This window comes from Phytohabitans rumicis, assembly GCF_011764445.1.
Lineage (GTDB): Bacteria > Actinomycetota > Actinomycetes > Mycobacteriales > Micromonosporaceae > Phytohabitans > Phytohabitans rumicis.
Map to the genome: position 1 here is coordinate 4,874,616 of NZ_BLPG01000001.1, position 16,756 is coordinate 4,891,371.

16 protein-coding genes and 1 pseudogene are annotated in these 16,756 nt (G+C 71.0%); 11 read left to right on the top strand and 6 right to left on the bottom strand.

The window, feature by feature from the left end; genetic code table 11:
- Window positions 1-154 precede the first annotated feature (154 nt).
- The 4 genes from pstS to Prum_RS21935 form a co-directional block, all read right to left on the bottom strand.
- A complete protein-coding gene (pstS, locus tag Prum_RS21920; RefSeq protein ID WP_246278024.1) occupies window positions 155-1,237 on the bottom strand; it encodes a phosphate ABC transporter substrate-binding protein PstS in 1,083 nt (360 codons plus the stop codon).
- A gap of 240 nt (window positions 1,238-1,477) precedes the next feature.
- On the bottom strand, window positions 1,478-2,446 hold the full coding sequence (gene mshD, locus Prum_RS21925) for a mycothiol synthase (protein WP_173078218.1): 969 nt from the start codon (window positions 2,444-2,446) through the stop codon (window positions 1,478-1,480).
- A 25-nt stretch (window positions 2,447-2,471) separates the two neighbouring features.
- Complete coding sequence (locus Prum_RS21930; protein WP_246278025.1) at window positions 2,472-3,419, bottom strand: polysaccharide deacetylase family protein; 948 nt, start codon at window positions 3,417-3,419, stop codon at window positions 2,472-2,474.
- A gap of 115 nt (window positions 3,420-3,534) precedes the next feature.
- On the bottom strand, window positions 3,535-4,248 hold the full coding sequence (locus tag Prum_RS21935) for a winged helix-turn-helix transcriptional regulator (RefSeq protein WP_173078219.1): 714 nt from the start codon (window positions 4,246-4,248) through the stop codon (window positions 3,535-3,537).
- 216 nt (window positions 4,249-4,464) lie between these two features.
- Between Prum_RS21935 and Prum_RS21940 the strand changes: the two genes are divergently transcribed.
- The 5 genes from Prum_RS21940 (at window position 4,465) to Prum_RS21955 (ending at window position 7,904) form a co-directional block, all read left to right on the top strand.
- The gene (locus Prum_RS21940; RefSeq protein WP_425571469.1) at window positions 4,465-5,511 is read left to right on the top strand and encodes a hypothetical protein; all 1,047 of its coding nucleotides are present in this window, start codon (window positions 4,465-4,467) and stop codon (window positions 5,509-5,511) included.
- Window positions 5,512-5,557: 46 nt separating this feature from the next.
- Window positions 5,558-6,349 (top strand): LmeA family phospholipid-binding protein, encoded by a 792-nt coding sequence (locus tag Prum_RS21945; RefSeq protein ID WP_246278026.1) that lies wholly within the window; start codon window positions 5,558-5,560, stop codon window positions 6,347-6,349.
- 134 nt (window positions 6,350-6,483) lie between these two features.
- Entirely contained in the window at window positions 6,484-6,561 is a 78-nt protein-coding gene (locus Prum_RS55115) for an Ms5788A family Cys-rich leader peptide (RefSeq protein WP_322791022.1), read from the top strand.
- 159 nt (window positions 6,562-6,720) lie between these two features.
- Window positions 6,721-7,569, top strand: coding sequence for a sulfurtransferase (locus Prum_RS21950; RefSeq protein ID WP_173078221.1), 849 nt, complete (start codon window positions 6,721-6,723; stop codon window positions 7,567-7,569).
- A gap of 2 nt (window positions 7,570-7,571) precedes the next feature.
- Window positions 7,572-7,904 carry a DUF1416 domain-containing protein gene (locus Prum_RS21955; protein ID WP_173078222.1) on the top strand — a complete coding sequence of 111 codons (333 nt, stop codon included), beginning with the start codon at window positions 7,572-7,574 and terminating at the stop codon, window positions 7,902-7,904.
- A 53-nt stretch (window positions 7,905-7,957) separates the two neighbouring features.
- Here the strand turns inward: Prum_RS21955 and Prum_RS21960 are convergent, their stop codons facing one another.
- Window positions 7,958-12,253, bottom strand: coding sequence for a S8 family serine peptidase (locus Prum_RS21960; RefSeq protein ID WP_173078223.1), 4,296 nt, complete (start codon window positions 12,251-12,253; stop codon window positions 7,958-7,960).
- A 191-nt stretch (window positions 12,254-12,444) separates the two neighbouring features.
- On the opposite strand from Prum_RS21960, the pseudogene Prum_RS21965 reads away from it, so the two are divergent.
- Window positions 12,445-12,875: pseudogene (locus Prum_RS21965) on the top strand (winged helix-turn-helix domain-containing protein).
- 37 nt (window positions 12,876-12,912) lie between these two features.
- A complete protein-coding gene (locus tag Prum_RS21970) occupies window positions 12,913-13,713 on the top strand; it encodes a hypothetical protein (RefSeq protein WP_173078224.1) in 801 nt (266 codons plus the stop codon).
- Between the two features lie 467 nt (window positions 13,714-14,180).
- Here the strand turns inward: Prum_RS21970 and Prum_RS21975 are convergent, their stop codons facing one another.
- Window positions 14,181-14,555: a DsrE family protein gene (locus Prum_RS21975; RefSeq protein ID WP_218577304.1), complete on the bottom strand. Its 375-nt coding sequence runs from the start codon at window positions 14,553-14,555 to the stop codon at window positions 14,181-14,183.
- A gap of 14 nt (window positions 14,556-14,569) precedes the next feature.
- Between Prum_RS21975 and mtfM the strand changes: the two genes are divergently transcribed.
- From mtfM to ygfZ, 4 genes are read left to right on the top strand one after another with little or no spacing between them, the layout of a single operon-like run.
- Window positions 14,570-14,674, top strand: a complete 105-nt coding sequence (gene mtfM / locus Prum_RS53880; protein WP_269746704.1) for a small membrane protein MtfM — start codon at window positions 14,570-14,572, stop codon at window positions 14,672-14,674.
- Window positions 14,668-15,261: a heme-binding beta-barrel domain-containing protein gene (locus Prum_RS21980; RefSeq protein ID WP_173084018.1), complete on the top strand. Its 594-nt coding sequence runs from the start codon at window positions 14,668-14,670 to the stop codon at window positions 15,259-15,261. The genes mtfM and Prum_RS21980 overlap by 7 nt, the downstream gene beginning before the upstream one ends.
- Before the next feature lie 20 nt (window positions 15,262-15,281).
- Window positions 15,282-15,704, top strand: a complete 423-nt coding sequence (locus tag Prum_RS21985; protein WP_173078226.1) for a Fur family transcriptional regulator — start codon at window positions 15,282-15,284, stop codon at window positions 15,702-15,704.
- A complete protein-coding gene (gene ygfZ, locus Prum_RS21990) occupies window positions 15,701-16,756 on the top strand; it encodes a CAF17-like 4Fe-4S cluster assembly/insertion protein YgfZ (protein WP_173078227.1) in 1,056 nt (351 codons plus the stop codon). Before Prum_RS21985 ends, ygfZ begins: the two co-directional genes overlap by 4 nt.

The window sequence follows — 16,756 nt, forward strand, 5'->3', positions numbered from 1 at the left end:
AGCGATCGGCCCGTGGGCCGCCGCCCCCGCCGGTCAGGGTGGGTGCCGGTGAGGGTCTGGGCTGTGTTTGAGTCGTCAAGGTCTCACTCCGGTGGCTTGGGACGCCTCCGGGGGCGGGATCGTCGATCCCGCCCCGCAGGGGGTGCCTCAGCTGCTATAGGTCACTGGATCTTGTCGAGCTGAGCGAGTGCCTTCGTCTTGAGCGCGTCCGGCAGCGGCGCGTAGTCCACCTCGGGGCGAGGGTCTGGCCCTCGGAGAGGATGTACTTGACGAAGCCCTTGACCGCTGCCTTCGTGGCCGCGTCGGTGTAGCTGGTGCGGACCAGGATGTACGTCGGGGCGGTGATCGGGTAGGTCGTCGCACCGGCCGCGTTCAGCGGGTCATAGGTGAGGTCTTCCTTGATCGTGGCGCCCTCCAGGGCCGCCGTGGCGCCGTCGAGGCTCGCCGCGACGTACTGGCCGTCCTTGTTCTTGATCGCGGCGAACGTGAGGCCGCTCTCCTTGGCGTCGCTGAAGTCGACGTAGCCGATGCCGCCGTCGGCCTGCTTGATCAGCTGGGCCACACCGGTGTTCTTCTGGGCGCCCTGGGTGCTGGCCGGCCAGTTGACGGTGTCACCGCTGTCCAGCTTCCAGACGTCCGGCGCCGCGGCCTTGAGGTACTTGGTGAAGTTGTTCGTGGTGCCAGAGCCGTCGGCGCGGTGCGCCACGGTGATCGCCTTGTCGGGCAGCGTCACGCCCGGGTTGTCGGCGACGATCGCCGCGTCGTTCCACTTCTTGATGTCCGTCTGGAAGATCTTCGCGAGCGTGTCCGGGCTGAGCTGCAGCTTGTCCACACCGCTGAGGTTGTACGACACGGTGATGGGCGCGGCCACGGTCGGCACGTACAGGAAGGAGCCCGCGGCCACGCCGTCGGTGTCCTTGACCGTGCTGTCGGTGCCCGCGAAGTCGGTCAGGTTGGCGCCGAAGTCCTTCTTGCCCTGGCCCGAGCCCACCGAGTTGTACGTGACGTTCAGCTTCGACGCCACGCCCTTGAACTCGGCGATCGCCTCCGTGTAGAAGGCGTTCGGGAAGCTGGCGCCGCCGCCCTTCAGGTCGCCGGACAGGCTGGCGTAATCGCTGGCACCGGCGGTGCTGTCAGTACCCGAACCGGTGCTGCCACCGTCATCGTCGTTGCTACCACAGCCGGCCAGTGCGAGCGCGGCAAGCGCGACGCCGGCGAGGACGCGCCGCGAGAGCACGTTGCGGTTCACCTCAGGTATGCCTCTCTGTTTGGGAAGCGTCCGGCCATGGCCTGGCCCGACCAAAAGCGACGCTAAGAGCGCGAGGTAGCCGGCATCCCCGGCACGGGTGAACTGAGGGTGAACACGTGACCTTGGCAAGGTGGCGCGATGCTGAGGGAGAGTTGTCCGTTACGTGAACTGAGAGACTGGTGCCGGAAATATCCGATATAGGGGCACGGCCGTTATCGTCACGCGACGTTACGTTGACGCGACCGTTACCGGATTTATCACGCGGTGGTAGCTCACGTCCGTCGACCACAGAGCGAACCCGAGCCGGGTGTAGAGGGCCACGGCGGGGCTGTTCGACTCGTCGACGTAGAGCATGGCCTGGTCCAGCCCGCGCCCCCGCAGATACCGCAGGCCGGCGATGGTCAGCAGCGCGCCCAGCCCGGCGCCGTGCGCCTCCGGGTCGACGCCCAGCACGTACACCTCGCCGATCGGCTCGTGCTCGTGCGCGGCGTCGCCGCCGTGCACCTTGGTCCAGTGAAAGCCGAGCAGCTGGCCGGTCGACGCCTGCACCGCGAGCAGGAAGCCCTCCGGGTCGAACCACGGCTCGGCCATCCGCAACCGCAGGTCACGCAGGGTCCAGCGGCCCTGGTCCGGGTGGCTGGCGAAGGCGCGGGCGTTGGTGCGTACCCAGGCCGCGTCGTCCTCGCCAGGCCGGAACGGGCGCACCACCACCCCGTCCGGCGCCAGCGGCTCGTTCAGCGGGGCGAAGAGCGACCGCCGCATCTGTAGCAGCACCCGGGCCCGCGTGAAGCCCAGGCCGAGCGCCAGCGCCCCGGCCGACGGGTGGTCGCCGTGCGCCCACAGCCGCAGCCGCCCGCGCGGGTCGGTCTCGTCGGTGACCTCCATCGCCGCCTTCACCAGGGCGCGGCCCAGGCCGTGCCGCCGGCGCAGCGGATGCACGACCAGCTCGGCCGAAGCGCCTTCGACCTCGTCCGTCGTGTCCAGGTGCGCATACCCCACGAGCGCGCCGTCGTGGTCCTTCGCCAGCAGGTGTACGGCAGGAGCGTCGCCGCCGTGCCGGATGTGCAGCACGACGTGCTCCGACAGCGGGTACGCCCCGTCGGTGTCGCCGGCCGCCTGGGCCAGCCCGAGGACGTCGTGCACGTCGTCCGGGGTCAGATGGTCCACCCGGGCGACGAGGGGCTGCACCGCTGTCATGTCGCCACGGTATCGGGACAGGGCCCTACACCTGCCCCGGCTTGAGGGGTAGCTCACGGCCGTGCAGGCGGGGCGGATCGACGCCCGGGGGCAGCGCGCAGAGCCGGAAGCGGTGGCTCAGGTTGGGCAGGATCGAGCGCAGGGCGGCCACGGTGCCGCGCCGGTCCCCGCCGGCGTCGTGCAGCAGGACGATCGCGCCGCGGGTCGTGCTGGCGTTCACCGTGCCGGCGATGCTGCCCGCGCCCGGCTTGCGCCAGTCCTGCGGGTCGACGGTCCAGTGCAGCGAGGTCATCCCCAGCTCCCGGGCCACCCCGACGATGGCGGCGGTCCAGGCGCCGCCGGGCTGGCGGTAGTACGAGACCCGGGTGCCCGGCGCCGCAGCCATGATCGCCTTGTTGGTACGCAGCAGGTCGGTACGGATGTCGGGCCGGGAGCGCAGACCGAGCTTGGTGTCGTGGCGCCAGGAGTGGTTGCACAGCGTGTGCCCGTCCGCGGCGATCGTCCGCACCAGCCTCGGGTACGCCATCACGTTGACGCCGACCAGGCAGAACGTGGCCTTGATGCCGTACTTGCGCAGCAGCGCGAGCGTCTGCGGGGTGTGCGTCGGGTGCGGACCGTCATCGAACGTGAGCGCGACCTCCGGCGTACCCGTGGTCTTCCGGCTGCCGTACGGCCCGCCACGCTCGGCCGGCAGCGGCGGGCGGTTGGGGCCGGTGATGGGCTGGACGGCGGGCAGCCGAGCCACCACGGGCCGCTGCCGCTGGGCGGCGGGCCGGGGCGCGCGCTTCGAGGGCGTCGGGCTGTCCGTCGGAAAGGCCATCGTGACCCGGCCGCCGGTGTCCGTCCCGGCCATCCGGCCGACGAAGTACGCGCTGGTCACGACCGCGGCGATCACAAGAGCAACGATGGCCACGGTACGCGCGTTGGACGGTGTGGCATCGCCGGTCTCACCGGTCCCTTTCGTAACGGACACGGCGCTAAGGATAAATCGCGCTTTAGTTCTTTAACGTGGATATCGACCAATTACCTCGCATACAGCAAAGCGCCACCCAGCCGGAGCTAGGTGGCGCTTTACGGCGCTTTCGGGGTCAGACGGGCAGCGGCGCCGGCTCCGAGTCGGGCAGCGGGCGGTTGGGCGGCACGACGAACTTGTAGCCGACCTGGCGGACCGTGCCGATCATCGACTCGTACTCCGAGCCGAGCTTGGCGCGCAGCCGCCGGACGTGTACGTCGACCGTGCGGGTGCCGCCGAAGTAGTCGTAGCCCCAGACCTCGCGCAGGAGCTGGTCGCGGGTGAACACCCGGCCGGGGTGCTGCGCCAGGAACTTCAGCAGCTCGAACTCCTTGTACGTCAGGTCGAGCGGCCGGCCCTTGAGCTTGGCGGCGTACGTGTCCGGGTCGATGGTCAGCTCGCCGGCCCGGATCAGCCCACCGGCGCCCGAGGTGGCGTTGGTGAGCCGGCCGACCGCGAGGCGCAGGCGGGCCTCGACCTCGGCGGGACCGGCGCTGGCCAGGATGACGTCGTCGACGCCCCAGTCGGCGTTGAGCGCGATCAGGCCGGCCTCGGTGACCACCGCGACCAGCGGGACGCCGAGCCCGGTGGCGTGCAGCATCCGGCACGTCGCGCGGGCCTCGGAAAGCTCGGAACGGGCGTCCACCATGACCGCGTCCGGGCTCGGGCCGGACACCAGCGTGCGCACATCGCGAGGCGCGGTGCGCACCGAATGGGGGAGCAGGTCGAGCGCCGGGAGCACCGCGGAAGGCTCACCGGCACGCGCCGTTACCAGCAGCAAGATTTCCACACCGAACCTCCGTCCACGAGACGCCGCTCTGGTGGCGTCAGGATCCCGGCGTCGCTGACGGGGGGAGTCGCTTCTAGGCGACTCCGGGGTAGCTTAACCGATTATCAGGGGTTAACGGTGTGACCTTCCACCCGCCGATCTTGCTGATGTCGTGTCCGTTTGTCCGATATGGCGACTGATAATCCCAAGATCGGTTAAGCGCCATAGGATCGCACCGTGTTCCCCTCTTCCCCCGAGGTCGGACCGCGAGACGAACGGCGCGAACGGGCGGCCGCACGGCGTGCGCGCCGTGGCGGGCCCCCCGCCGCCGATCCCGGTCCGCCGCCGCCCGCCCCGCCCGCACCGGGCTCACCGGCGGCGACCATCGCCGCGGCGATGGCGCGCCCCAGCCCGCCGGCCGCCGAAGCCGACGACGAGCCCGAAGAGGTGGAGGTCGTTCCGGTACGTCCCGGGCTATCGGCCGCCATCGCGGGGTTCGCCGTGCTGTTGACGATCGGGTTGATCTTCGGTGCGCAGACGGCCGGCCCGGGGAGCGCGCGCATCCCGTACGCGATCGTGATCTTTGGGGTCCAGCTCCTCTTCATCCTGGCCTGGACGATGGCGATCAGGCCGCCCGCGCTGCCCGTGGTGGCGGGCGTCTGCGTGATCGTGGCGCTCGGTGCCGACCTCGCCGCCGTGTTGCCGCAGACCGCCACGATCGCGCCGCTGGGATACGTCGCCGCAGGCGGGTTCGCGGTCGGCGTGGTCGGGCAGCTCATCCGCCCAGCCGACCGGGCCCGGGTCACCGACTCGCTCGGCGCCACCCTGCTCATCGTGGTCGGCGTCGTCTCGTTCGCCACGCTGATCGTGCTCGGCCGGGTGCCGCTGGGCACCCAGGCGATCTTCGTGTGCCTGGCCGCGACCGGGATCTCGCTCATCGTCGCGCGGCTGACCGACGCGGTGCTCGCCTGGCCGCGCCTGGCGCCGCAGGTGCCCCGCGGCGCGGCGGGCGTCGTCTTCGGCGCGATGGCCGGCACGCTGGTCGCCGCGGTCATCGGCAGCTACCTGGTCGGGTTCACGCCGACGAGCGCCGCCGTGGTCGGCCTGGTCGCGGCGGGTGCGGCCGGCCTCGCCGACCTTGCCACGGGGTACGCCGAGGCGGGTCGCCAGATGGCCGGTGAGCCGCCCACCATGTGGATCGCCCGGCACATGCAGGGCCCGCTCGGCGGGTTCGCGCTCGCCGCGCCGGCGGCATATGGGATGTGCGTCCTGTTCCTGACATAACCGAAGACATAACTGAGACACAGGAAAGCTGGGTATAAACGGCGCCGTGACGACGTACACGTATGGAGATGTGTCGGCGCCGCCGCGGCGGCGGCGGTGGGGCCGGCGGCTGCTTGTCGTGCTGATCGTGCTGTTGGTGATCCTCGGTGGGCTGCTCGCGGTCGCCGACCGGGTGGCCGCCAGCGTGGCCGAGCGGACCATCAGCGACGAGATCGCCAAGGAGCTGGTCGCCCAGGACATCGAGGCGTCCCAGCCCGAGGTGGGCATCGGCGGCTTCCCGTTCCTCACCCAGGTGCTGTCCGGCCGGTACGAGTCGATCTCGATCCGCCTGCGCGACCTGGAGGGCACCGTCGCCGGCAACGGCGTACGGCTGCCACAGCTCGACGTGGACGCCCGGGACGTGTCGGCACCTCTCGACGCCATCCGCAGCGGCCAGGGCGACGTCGTGGCCAGCACCGTCGAGGGCACCGCCACCATCGCGTACGCCAGCATCGTGGACCTAATGAACCAGCCCGGCCTGCGCCTGTCGGAGCAGGACGGCAACCTGGCCGTCACGGCGCCGCTCGACGTGCTCGGCCAGCGGATCACCGTCAGCGGCACCGCCAAGCTGACCGTCGCCGACAACCAGGTGCGGATCAACTTCGAGAACCTGACCTCGGACGACCTGCCGAACGTCGCGGGCGCGCAGTCCGCGATCAACCAGTACGCCCGGCAGATCTCGGTCAACATGGCCCTGCCCGAGTTGCCGTTCCAGCTGAACGTGCGCAGCGTCGAGCCGCTCCCGGAGGGCCTCACCGTCTCGGCCTCGGCCCAGAACGTGCCCCTGAACCAGTGGTAAGGCTTCACCTTCGGTTGGGGTAGGAGCCGGGGTGGCGCGCGACGGCGCTGTACCTGGATTCCGATTTGCTCCCCATCCCGGATGGTGAGTCGCTCCTGTGACGGGCCGAAGAACGGCTGGTAAGCTCCCTGCCCATGGGGACGCTCCTCACCAAACGGCGCGCGGTCGACCTGTGCCGCGTGGCCACCTGCCTGTGTTGCCCCGTCATCTGACGGCGGGGCCGGTTTTGCGTATCCCCTGAAGTTCACTACGCCCGGCAGTGGCGCCGTCGCACGTACCCGTGATCCGTCCCAAACCATGGGTCGCGCGCTACGGCAAAGTGAAGCGCCCGCGCGCAGACCTCGAATCAATCCTCACAAGGAGCTCATTCGATGAGTCGCGACACTGCACTCGTATCGGCTGACTGGGCAGAGGGAAACCTCGCCACGCCCGGCGTCGTCTTCGTCGAGGTCGACGAGGACACGGCCGCCTATGACGGCGGCCACATTCCCGGCGCGATCAAGCTGGACTGGAAGAAGGACCTGCAGGACCCGGTACGCCGGGACTTCGTCAACAAGGAGCAGTTCGAGGCCCTGCTCTCCGAGCGCGGCATCGGCAACGACGACGCCGTCATCCTGTACGGCGGCAACAACAACTGGTTCGCGGCCTACGCGTACTGGTACTTCAAGCTGTACGGCCACGGCGACGTCAAGCTGCTCGACGGCGGCCGCAAGAAGTGGGAGCTCGACGCCCGCACCCTCACCAAGGACCCGGTGAGCCGCCCGGCCACGGAGTACACCGCGCAGGAGCCCGACCTGAGCATCCGCGCGTTCCGCGACGAGACGGTCGCCGCCATCGGCGTGAAGAACCTCGTCGACGTGCGCTCCCCCGACGAGTACGCCGGCCGCCTCCTCGCCCCGGCGCACCTGCCGCAGGAGCAGGCGCAGCGGGCCGGCCACATCCCCACGGCGCTCAGCGTGCCGTGGAGCAAGGCCGCCAACGAGGACGGCACGTTCAAGTCCGACGACGACCTGCGCCAGATCTACGGCGAGGCCGGGCTCGAAGACGGCAAGCCCACCATCGCCTACTGCCGCATCGGCGAGCGCTCCTCGCACACCTGGTTTGTGCTGAAGGAGCTGCTCGGGCACCAGGACGTGAAGAACTACGACGGATCGTGGACCGAGTACGGCTCGCTGGTGGGCGTGCCGGTCGCGCTCGGCGACGAGCCTGGGAAGGCGTGACAATGACTGCTGTGACATCGACCAATGCCGCGGCGGGTTGCGCTGCCCCGGACCAGGCCGCTCCGATCCCGGCGAGCGTCGACCTGGAGAAGGAGACCGTGATCACCGGCACGGTCGTGGCGGACTCGGGTGAGGCGGTGGCCGGCGCGTACGTGCGGCTGCTCGACTCGACCGGCGAGTTCACCGCCGAGGTGGTCACCTCTCCGGAAGGCCAGTTCCGCTTCTTCGCCGCACCGGGCACCTGGACGCTGCGGGCGCTCTCCCGCCACGGCAACGGCGACGCCACCGTCACCGCCAACCGGGGCATCAACCAGGTCGGCGTCACCGTCGCCTAGTTACTCCCTGATCAGGGCGTCCCTCGTATGGAGGGACGCCCTGATCGTTTGGGTCAGATGCCGCCCAAAGTGGGTGGGCAGGGTTCCAGGGGTTCGAGTGCGAAGTCGACGGTCAGGGCGAACCCGGCGCTCACCCGTACGCGTTGGGACTCGGGTAGCCAGCCGTCCTTGGCGACCACGACGTCGTACTGCCCCTGCGGCACCCAGTACCCGTACCGGCCGGACGTGTCGGCGAGCACCGTGTAGCCGACGGCGGAGTTGCTGACCGAGATGACGCGGATGACGACGGGCACGCCCACCTGGTTGCCGCCGCACGTCGTACCCAGGACTGTGCCCTGCACCTTGCCCCAGTTCGCCGGCGGCGAGACCGTCGTGCGGACCGCGACCTGCGGCACCGCGTACGGCGTGTCGGACCGGATGCCCAGGCGTGCCGTGTACGTCCCCGGCTGGGCGACCCCGGCGGCGGCCGTCGCGGTGAGCGTGACGGTCACGTTGCGGGACGCGCCCGGCGCGAGCGTGAAGGCGGTCGGCGTGGTCGCGAGCCACGGCACGTTGCCGACCTCGTCGCACAGGTCCAGCCCGCCCAGCCGCTCGGTCTCCGAGGAGCCGACGAACGGGGTCGGCGCGCCACCGATCGCGTACACGCCGCAGGCTCCGGCGCCCCGGTAGCGGCTGAACCGGGTGTTCGGCAGCACCCGCCAGGCGTTCGCGGTCGGGTCGTACGCCGCCGCCCGGTTGGTGATCGTGCTCAGCCCGTTCGTGACGCCACCGGCGATCACCAGCAGGCCGCTAGCGGTGGAGAACTGCGAGGCCCACAGGTCGAACGGCAGGTCCGCGAGGCGGGTCCAGCGGTTGGTGACCGGGTCGTAGGCGTACGCGTCGCGGTGCGCCACGCTGGACGCGCCGCCGGCGCAGTAGACCTTGCCCCCGATGCCGCCGCAGGACATGTACGACGACAGGTGCGGATAGGCGGTCCGGGTCGCGAACGTGCCGGTGGCCGGGTTGAAGACGACCAGGTCGGCGGCGTCCGTGCAGGAGCCGTCGACACAGCCGCCCACCAGGTAGACCCGGCCGCCCGCCACGGCCACGCCGGTCGCCGCGCGCGGCGCCGGGTTGGTCGCGCCAGGCACCGTGCTCCAGGCGCCGCTGGCCGGGTCGTAGACGTCGACCGAGGCGACCGGCACGCCGGCCTCGTCCCACCCGCCGAACACGTAGATCTTGCCGTTGACCGTCGCGGCCGCCGCCTTGGAACGGGCGCTCGGCAGGTCGGCCAGCTTGGTCCAGGCGTTGGCCGCCGGGTCGTACCGGTAGACCAGGCGCTCGGTGCCGGTCGCGCCGCCGCCAAGCGAGTACACCTTGCCGTCCACGACGGTGGCGGCGTTGTCGAAGATGTCGACCGGGTAGTCGGCGACCAGGCCCCACGCGTCCTCGACGAGCGGCGCGGGCCGCTGGGTCGAGGTCCCGATCGGCAGCTTGCCGTCGCTGACCCGCTCCTTGCGGGCCCCACCCGGCAGGTAGCGCTCGGAGAGCTGGGCGCCGGCGGCGCTCAGCAGGCCGAAGCCGCCGGTCATCTCCAGCAGGTCGACCTGCGCCGGCGCGTTACCGGTGTTGGTGACCCGGACCGTGGTGGAGCGCGTGCTCCCGTACGGCTGGAACGCCTCGACCGAGGTGGTCGAGACCGCCAGCCGCCCGGCGGCGAGCGGGAAGTCGGCCCGCGTGGCGCTGTTCGCCGCCACCGCGACCGTCTTGGTCTGCGGCTGGTAGCCGGACTTCGCCGCGGTGAACCGCTGCGCGCCGACCAGCGACGAGAAGAGCCAGTAGAAGCCGTCCGCCTGCGACGCGCCGGTGTCACCGGGCGCGTCCACGCTGGTCACCTGTACGCCGGCGAGGCTCGCGCCGGTGTTGCCGTCGGTGGCGTCGCCGACGACAAGGCCGCCCGGGATCGGGGTGCACGCCCGGTTCACGAACTGGACGTTGTCCACCTCCCACCACCAGGCGAACGTGCCCCGGAAGTGGAAGCGCACCAGGGCGTTCGCGGCGCCACCGGCCGGCCCCAGCGGCACCTCCTCGACCCGCGGCCCGCGCCGGCTGGCGGTCTGGTGCCACACGTTGGTCCAGGTGGTCCCGCCGTCGGTGGAGACGTCGATGTCGGCGCTGTCGGTGGTGCCGACCGCACGCCAGTCGCTGTTGAACCGCACGTACGGCGCCGGCGCGGCGGAGAAGTCCAGCGGCGGGGTGATCAGGTCGGTGTCCTGCGTGTTGCCGCTGCCGAGCGCGTCGCTGTCGATGATCGCGAAGCCGCCCGAGCCGCCGGTGAGGTTGCCCCGGTTGCGGGTGTCCTGGAACGTCCAGCCGCCGCTCGGCGTGCGGTTCACGACCGACCAGCCGGCCGGCGCCTGCTGGCTGTCGAACGCCTCCGTCAGCATCGGCGGCTCGAAGCCGGCCGCGTAGCCGATCGCCGTACAGCCGGGGTCGACGGGCACCACGACGTCCACGGTCAGGTCGGCGTCGCCGACCACCACGTCGCGGGTCACCGTCCGGTAGCCGGTGTAGCGGGTGGTGACCGTGATCCGGTACGTCGCGCCGCCGGACACCTCGAAGGCGTACCGGCCGGTCGCCGGGTCGGTGCGCACCGGCTCGCCGGGGCGTCCCGTGACCTGGATGGTGGCGGCGAGCGGCCAGCCGTGTCCGGACCCGTCGGTGACCCGCCCGCTCACCGTGACGGTCGGGGCGCTCACCAGCGCGAAGTCCTGGGTCACCGCGCCGCCCTCGGGCACCGAAACGGTCGCCGACTGGGTGGCGTAGCCGAACCGGGTCGCCGTGATGACCTGCTCGCCGGGTTCGGCGCTGAGCGAGTACCGCCCGTCCGGGCCGGTCGTCGTGGTGCGGCCACCGCTGCTGATCGTGGCGCCGGCCAGCGGCTCGTCGTCGCCGGTCACCAGGCCGGTCACCCGGCCCAGGTTGCTGCGCGGCGCCGCGGTGACCGCCCGGTACGCGCTCAGCCGGCCCTCGCCGAAGTTGTTGTTGTTCGCGACGGTGCCGCCACAGCTGGTGGAGTCCACGTCGATCGCGGTCTGGTCGAGCAGGTCCCGGGTCGCCGCGACGTCGCCGCGGATGCTGGGCGCGGCCGACCACAGCAGCGCGACCGTGCCGGTCACGTGCGGTGCCGCCATCGAGGTGCCGTTGAACGCCGCGTACCCGTTGCCCGGCACGCTGGATCGCACGTTGACGGCCGGCGCGCTGATGTCCGGCTTGATGCCTCCGTCCACTGCGGACGGACCGCGGCTGGACCGGTTGTAGATCACGTTGTTGATGTCGTGCCCGCCCACGGCGTACGACCCGGGCTGGTCACCGGGGTCGTTCGCGGTGCCGCACGCCGGACCGGAGTTGCCGATCGCGAACGTGGGGAAGATGCCGGCCGCGGTCCACGCCGAGATCGTCTGCTGGTACCAGGGGTCGTTCTGGCCGCCACCCCACGAGTTGTTGACCACGTCGGGGCGCAGGTCCGGCCGCGGGTTGGCGCCGGCCAGGTCGGTCGGGGCGACGATCCACTGGCCGGCGGCGAGGAGCGAGGTCAGCGGGCAGCCGGTCAACTCGCAGCCCTTGGCCGCGATCCACTTCGCGCCGGGCGCCACGCCGATCTGGTTGGCCGCGCCGTCGTCGCCGACCGCCGTACCCGCGACGTGGGTGCCGTGGCCGTCCTCGTCGTCGCAGGGAGCCGGGTTGGGACACACCTCGCCCGGGTCGTACCAGTTGTAGTTGTGGTTGAAGGTGCCGTTGCCGAGGTTGCCCCGGTACTGGTTGACCAGCGCCGGGTGGTCGTACTGCGCGCCGCCGTCGATGGTGGCCACCACGATGCCCTCGCCGCGTACGCCGTACTCGGACCACACCCGCGGCGCCTCGACGGCGCTGATGTTCCACTCGGTGGCCAACGGGGCGGGGTCGGCCACCTCGGGCGCCAGCTTCGGGTAGATCCGCGCCGGCTCGATCCGTTCCACGTCACCCCGGGCCGCGAGGGCGTCCACAGTGGACTTGTCGCCGTTCACCCAGATGGCGTTGGCGATCCAGAACGGCTTGTAGTCCACCTTGCGCTCGTCCAGGTCGGCACGCACCCCGGCCTGCGTACGGGTGGCGGTGGCGGTCAGCTCGCCGTACACGTTCTTCTTCGCGACCTTGCTGAGATCCGCCTTCTCGCGCAGGTAGACCACGAAGCCCGTGCTGCCCTTCGCATCCAGTTCGGCGAGGACCTCCTTGCTAATGGCGGCTTCCGGATCAGCCGCGAACGCGACAGCGGGTTGCGCTGTCACCGCGAGCACCGTCGTCAAACCAAGCACCAGTGACCTCAGCATGCAGTCACTCTGTTGCGTGCAGTGGTGGTGATCAATGGCGCGCGTCGGGCAGTTCTCGGGCAGAAAACCGACTTTGTAGTTGACTTGGTCTATGGCGGGGCGTTGGCTGGACGCACCCGACAGTGCTTACCTGGGGGAGGACTGCGGTGGTCAACGGAGACGTGCCGTTCGTGGTGTGTGTGTCGAGTGATGTGGCGGTGCGCGAGCGGGTGGTCCGGCGGCTCGACGACTGCGGCGCGGTCGTGCTCTGCACCGACCTGTCGGAGCTGCGGGCGATGCTCTTCCCGGCCCTGCCGCTCGGTCCGCCCCGCCGCCGGCCGGCGCCCCGGTGCGCCTCGGCGAACTGGTCGTGGACACCGCCGGACACCTGGTCACCTGGCGCGACCAGCCGCTGGCGCTGACCCGCCTCGAACGCGAACTGCTCGCCCGACTCGCCAGCGCGCCGGTGGGCGTGTGGACGTACGAGCGGCTCTTCGACACCGTCTGGGGCGGCGCGTACCTCGGCGACACCTCGATCCTGCACTCGGCCGTGAAGCGCCTGCGTCGCAAGCTGCGGGCCGCCGATGGCGGGCCGGCCGTCGAGACGGTACGCGGAGTCGGCTACCGCCTCGCCGCGCCCTAACGGACGTGGCCTGGCCGCCGCCTGGCACCATGGCCAGGTGACCCTGCCAGCCCCGGCACCTCCGCGCCGCCGTACGTGGCTGCTGGCCATCGCCGTGGCGTGGGCGGTGGTCCTCGCCGCCGTCGCGTACGCCTCGGTCCGACGCGACCCGCCCACCGTCCGCGACCAGCGCAGCATCGAGCAGGCCCGGCCGATCGTCGACCGCGCCGTGGGCGAGCTGGCCGCCGCCGGCGGCTCCGACGTGGTCCTGCACATTTCCGGGTACGAGGTGACGGACGGTTGCCGCATCACCCCATTTCGCTCGGGGCAGACCCTGGGGCGCGACGTCACCATCTACACCGGTGAGGCGGACGGGCCGGCGCTGCTCGACCGGCTCGCGAAGAGCCTGCCGCCCTCGTACGGCGCTCGCACGCGCCACGCCAAGGAGCAGGACACGCTGCGGGCCGACGCGGGCGAGTTCGTGACAGTACGCGGCAGCGTGACCGCCCCCGGCGTGGTGGTGGTGAGCGTCGGCACCGGCTGCCGTCCGGGCGCCGACTTGGACGCCGCGCCGCCGCAAGCCGAACCGGGTGCGGTGGAGCCGGTACTGTCCGCGCTGGGCGTCACGCCGTCCGAGGTGACCACCGCCGAGGCACCATGCCCCGACGGCGGCACGGTACGCACGGTCGAGGCGAGCGGCGACCTGGCCGGCACGCCCCCGACGCCGCTGCCGAGGCCGGCGGGCGCCACCGTCGTACTGGACACCCCGGAACTGCTCGCCTACCGCACCGCGTCAACGTCCGCCTCGATCGAGCTGAACGACTCCGTAGCCGACGCCCGCATAACCACCCCCTGCTAACCCCACCCCACCCCACCCCACCCTGGCCGCGTCGATCAAGGACTTCCACGTCGATCAAGGGCATATGGCCGTGCTTTGATCTCCTTTCCACGACCGTTTGCCCTTGATCGGCGGGGAAATCCTTGATCGGGGGCGGGCGCGGGGCGCGGGGTGATTTGTAGATGTTGACGACTTAGTGCTGTCCCAACAACAGAAGGTCGTCAACATCTACACGTCGATCGCAGCGAGCCGGCTCGCTCCAGGACGGCCGCCCGCGGCCTGGCCCGCGCGTCGCGGTGCCCGTCGGGTGAGTGCCACCGCGGGCCTCGCCGATCAAGGAAAACCCCGTCGATCAAGGGCAAACGGTCGTGGAAAAGAGATCAAAGCACGGCCATATGCCCTTGATCGACGCGCAAACGGGGCAGAGGCGCCAACGGGGCAGACGCGCAGACATGGGCGCGCGAAAGGGGCGGGGCGGGAAAGGGGGGTTAGTACACGAGGGCTTGGGTGTCGTCGGAGAGGGTCTCTTCGACGAAGGCGGCGGCGCCGGCTATGCGTACGCCGGGGAGGACGTCGTCGGGCGTGATCTCGCGCCGGGCGGCGCACTGGGTGCACAACGTGACCCGGCCGCCGGCCAGCACGGCGTCGAGCAGGTCCGGGAGCGGGGCCGAATGCGGCAGCGAGAACTCCGCCGCCCGCCCCGGCAGCGCGAACCAGCTCGACTCGCCGGTCAGCCACAGCGACACCTCGGCCCCGGCCGCCACGGCGGTGGCGGCCACGGTGAACGCCTGCGCGCATCGTTCCGGTGCGTCCGAGCCGGCCGTGACCTTGACGACGAGAGTGCGAGCCATAACGGTCAGCATAGGATTGGCCCGTCATGGTTACCGAGATCGGGTTCGTCAGCCTGCTGGTTGCGGGCTTCGGCGCGCTGGCCGGTGGCCTGGTCTATCTGGCCGTGCGCATCTCAAGAGGACGCTGGTGACTGACAACCCGATCGGACCCCCGCCCTGGCTCAACGCACCGCCCGTCGATCCGTACCCCTATGAGGACACGCATGACCTGCGCAAGGGTCCCGACCTGCACCCGGCGCTGTTGGGTCTGCTGCCGTACGTCGGGCTGTGGCGTGGGCGTGGACGCGGCGGTTTCCCCACGATCGAAGACTTCGACTACGCGCAGGAGATCCGGATCAGCCACGACGGCCGGCCGTTCCTGCACTACGAGTCGCGGGCGTGGATCCTCGACGAGCAGAGCCAGCCGGTCCGCCCGGCGATGCGGGAGGTCGGCTGGTGGCGTCCGGTGCTGGACGACGGCCGGCCCACCGACGACGTCGAGGCGCTGCTGACCAACCCGACCGGGATCATGGAGTTGTACATCGGCCGGACCAAGGGCCTCCAACTGGAGATGGCGACGGACGCGGTGGTGCGTACCGCGACCGCCAAGGAGGTCACCGCGGGTCACCGCCTCTTCGGCATCGTCGAGGGTGCCCTGCTGTACGCCCAGGAGATGGCCGCCGTCGGCCACAGCCTGTCGCCGCACCTGTCCGCCCGCCTGATCCGCGTCGGAGGCTGACGCCGCACTATTATCGGGCGGTGTCGGAAACGTCCCTCCCGGAGATCCTGCGGGCGCGAGGATTGCGGCTGACCGCACAGCGTCAGCTGGTGCTGGAGGCCGTCCACGAGCTGGGCCACGCCACGCCGGAGCAGCTGCACCACGCCGTGCGTGAGGTAGCCGCCGGCGTGAACATCACCACGATCTACCGCACCCTGGAATTACTTGAGGACCTCGGGTTGGTTACCCATACGCACCTGTCGCACGGGTCGCCGACGTACCACCCGGTGGGCGAGGATCAACACGCCCACCTGGTATGCCGGGACTGCGGTGCGGTGATCGAGATCGAACCGGAGGTCCTCGCGCCGCTGGCCAAGGACCTGGCCACCAGCCGTGGCTTCCGGCTCGATATCGGTCATGTGGCGCTCTTCGGGACCTGCCAGGATTGCGGGGGAGCTAAATGATCGACATCGCGGGCGCGGTGGCCGTCGAGGCCATCGAGCCGCAGTCGCGGGACGCCGGGGTGGCGGCCCACTACGGCGACCCGATGCGCGAGCAGCGCACGCTCGCCACCGGGGTCGGCCTGGTCGACCGGTCCAACCGGGGCGTGCTCGCGGTGCCCGGCGCGGAGCGGGCCAGCTGGCTGCACAGCATCACCACACAGCACCTCGCCGACCTGCGCGCCGGCCAGGGCACCGAGCTGCTCGTCCTCTCCCCGCACGGCCACGTCGAGTACCACGCCCAGGTAGCGGAGGACGGCACCACCACTTGGCTCGACACCGAGCCGGGCGCGGCCGCCGACCTGCTCACGTTCCTGGAGAAGATGCGCTTCCTCACCCGCGTCGACCCGCGGGACGCCAGCGCCGAGTGGGCCGTACTGACGCTCGTCGGCCCGCGCGCCACCGAGCTCTTCGACCTCAAACCACCACAGGTCCGCGCGGTGCCGGGTGCGAAGTTCGCCGCCGGGTCCGTGCCACCGCTGCCCACCACGGAGTACGACGTACGCGTCCTGCCGGAGGGAGGGTTGGCCCGGCGCGGTCGACTGGGCATCGACCTGATCGTGCCCCGCGACTCGATCGACGACGTGATCCGGCGACTCGACGTACCCCTGGCCGGTCTGTGGGCGTACGAGGCGATGCGCGTCGCGGCCCGCGTACCCCGGCTTGGTCTGGAGACCGACCACCGCACGATCCCGGCGGAGATCGACCTGATCGGGCCCGCTGTGCACCTGGACAAGGGCTGCTACCGCGGCCAGGAGACGGTCGCCCGGGTGCACAACCTGGGACGGCCGCCGCGCCGCCTCGTACTCCTGCATCTGGATGGGATCGCCACCGACCAGCCGCCGGCGCCGGGCACGGCGGTGACCGCGGCGGACGGGCGCGCGGTGGGTTTTGTCGGCACGGCGGTGCGGCACTTCGAGCTCGGCATGATCGCGCTGGCGGTGCTCAAGCGGAACGTCCCCGACGACGCTGTGCTGAGGATCGGCGAATCGACCGCCGCCATCGATCTAGGCTGA

Excerpts from the sequence above, each read along its gene's own strand:
- mshD (WP_173078218.1), bottom strand. The coding sequence starts at position 2,446 with ATGACAGCGGTGCAGCCCCTCGTCGCCCGGGTGGACCATCTGACCCCG.
- Prum_RS55115 (WP_322791022.1), top strand. The coding sequence starts at position 6,484 with ATGGGGACGCTCCTCACCAAACGGCGCGCGGTCGACCTGTGCCGCGTG.
- Prum_RS21950 (WP_173078221.1), top strand. The coding sequence starts at position 6,721 with ATGAGTCGCGACACTGCACTCGTATCGGCTGACTGGGCAGAGGGAAAC.
- Prum_RS21955 (WP_173078222.1), top strand. The coding sequence starts at position 7,572 with ATGACTGCTGTGACATCGACCAATGCCGCGGCGGGTTGCGCTGCCCCG.
- Prum_RS21960 (WP_173078223.1), bottom strand. The coding sequence starts at position 12,253 with ATGCTGAGGTCACTGGTGCTTGGTTTGACGACGGTGCTCGCGGTGACA.
- Prum_RS21975 (WP_218577304.1), bottom strand. The coding sequence starts at position 14,555 with ATGCTGACCGTTATGGCTCGCACTCTCGTCGTCAAGGTCACGGCCGGC.
- mtfM (WP_269746704.1), top strand. The coding sequence starts at position 14,570 with ATGGTTACCGAGATCGGGTTCGTCAGCCTGCTGGTTGCGGGCTTCGGC.
- ygfZ (WP_173078227.1), top strand. The coding sequence starts at position 15,701 with ATGATCGACATCGCGGGCGCGGTGGCCGTCGAGGCCATCGAGCCGCAG.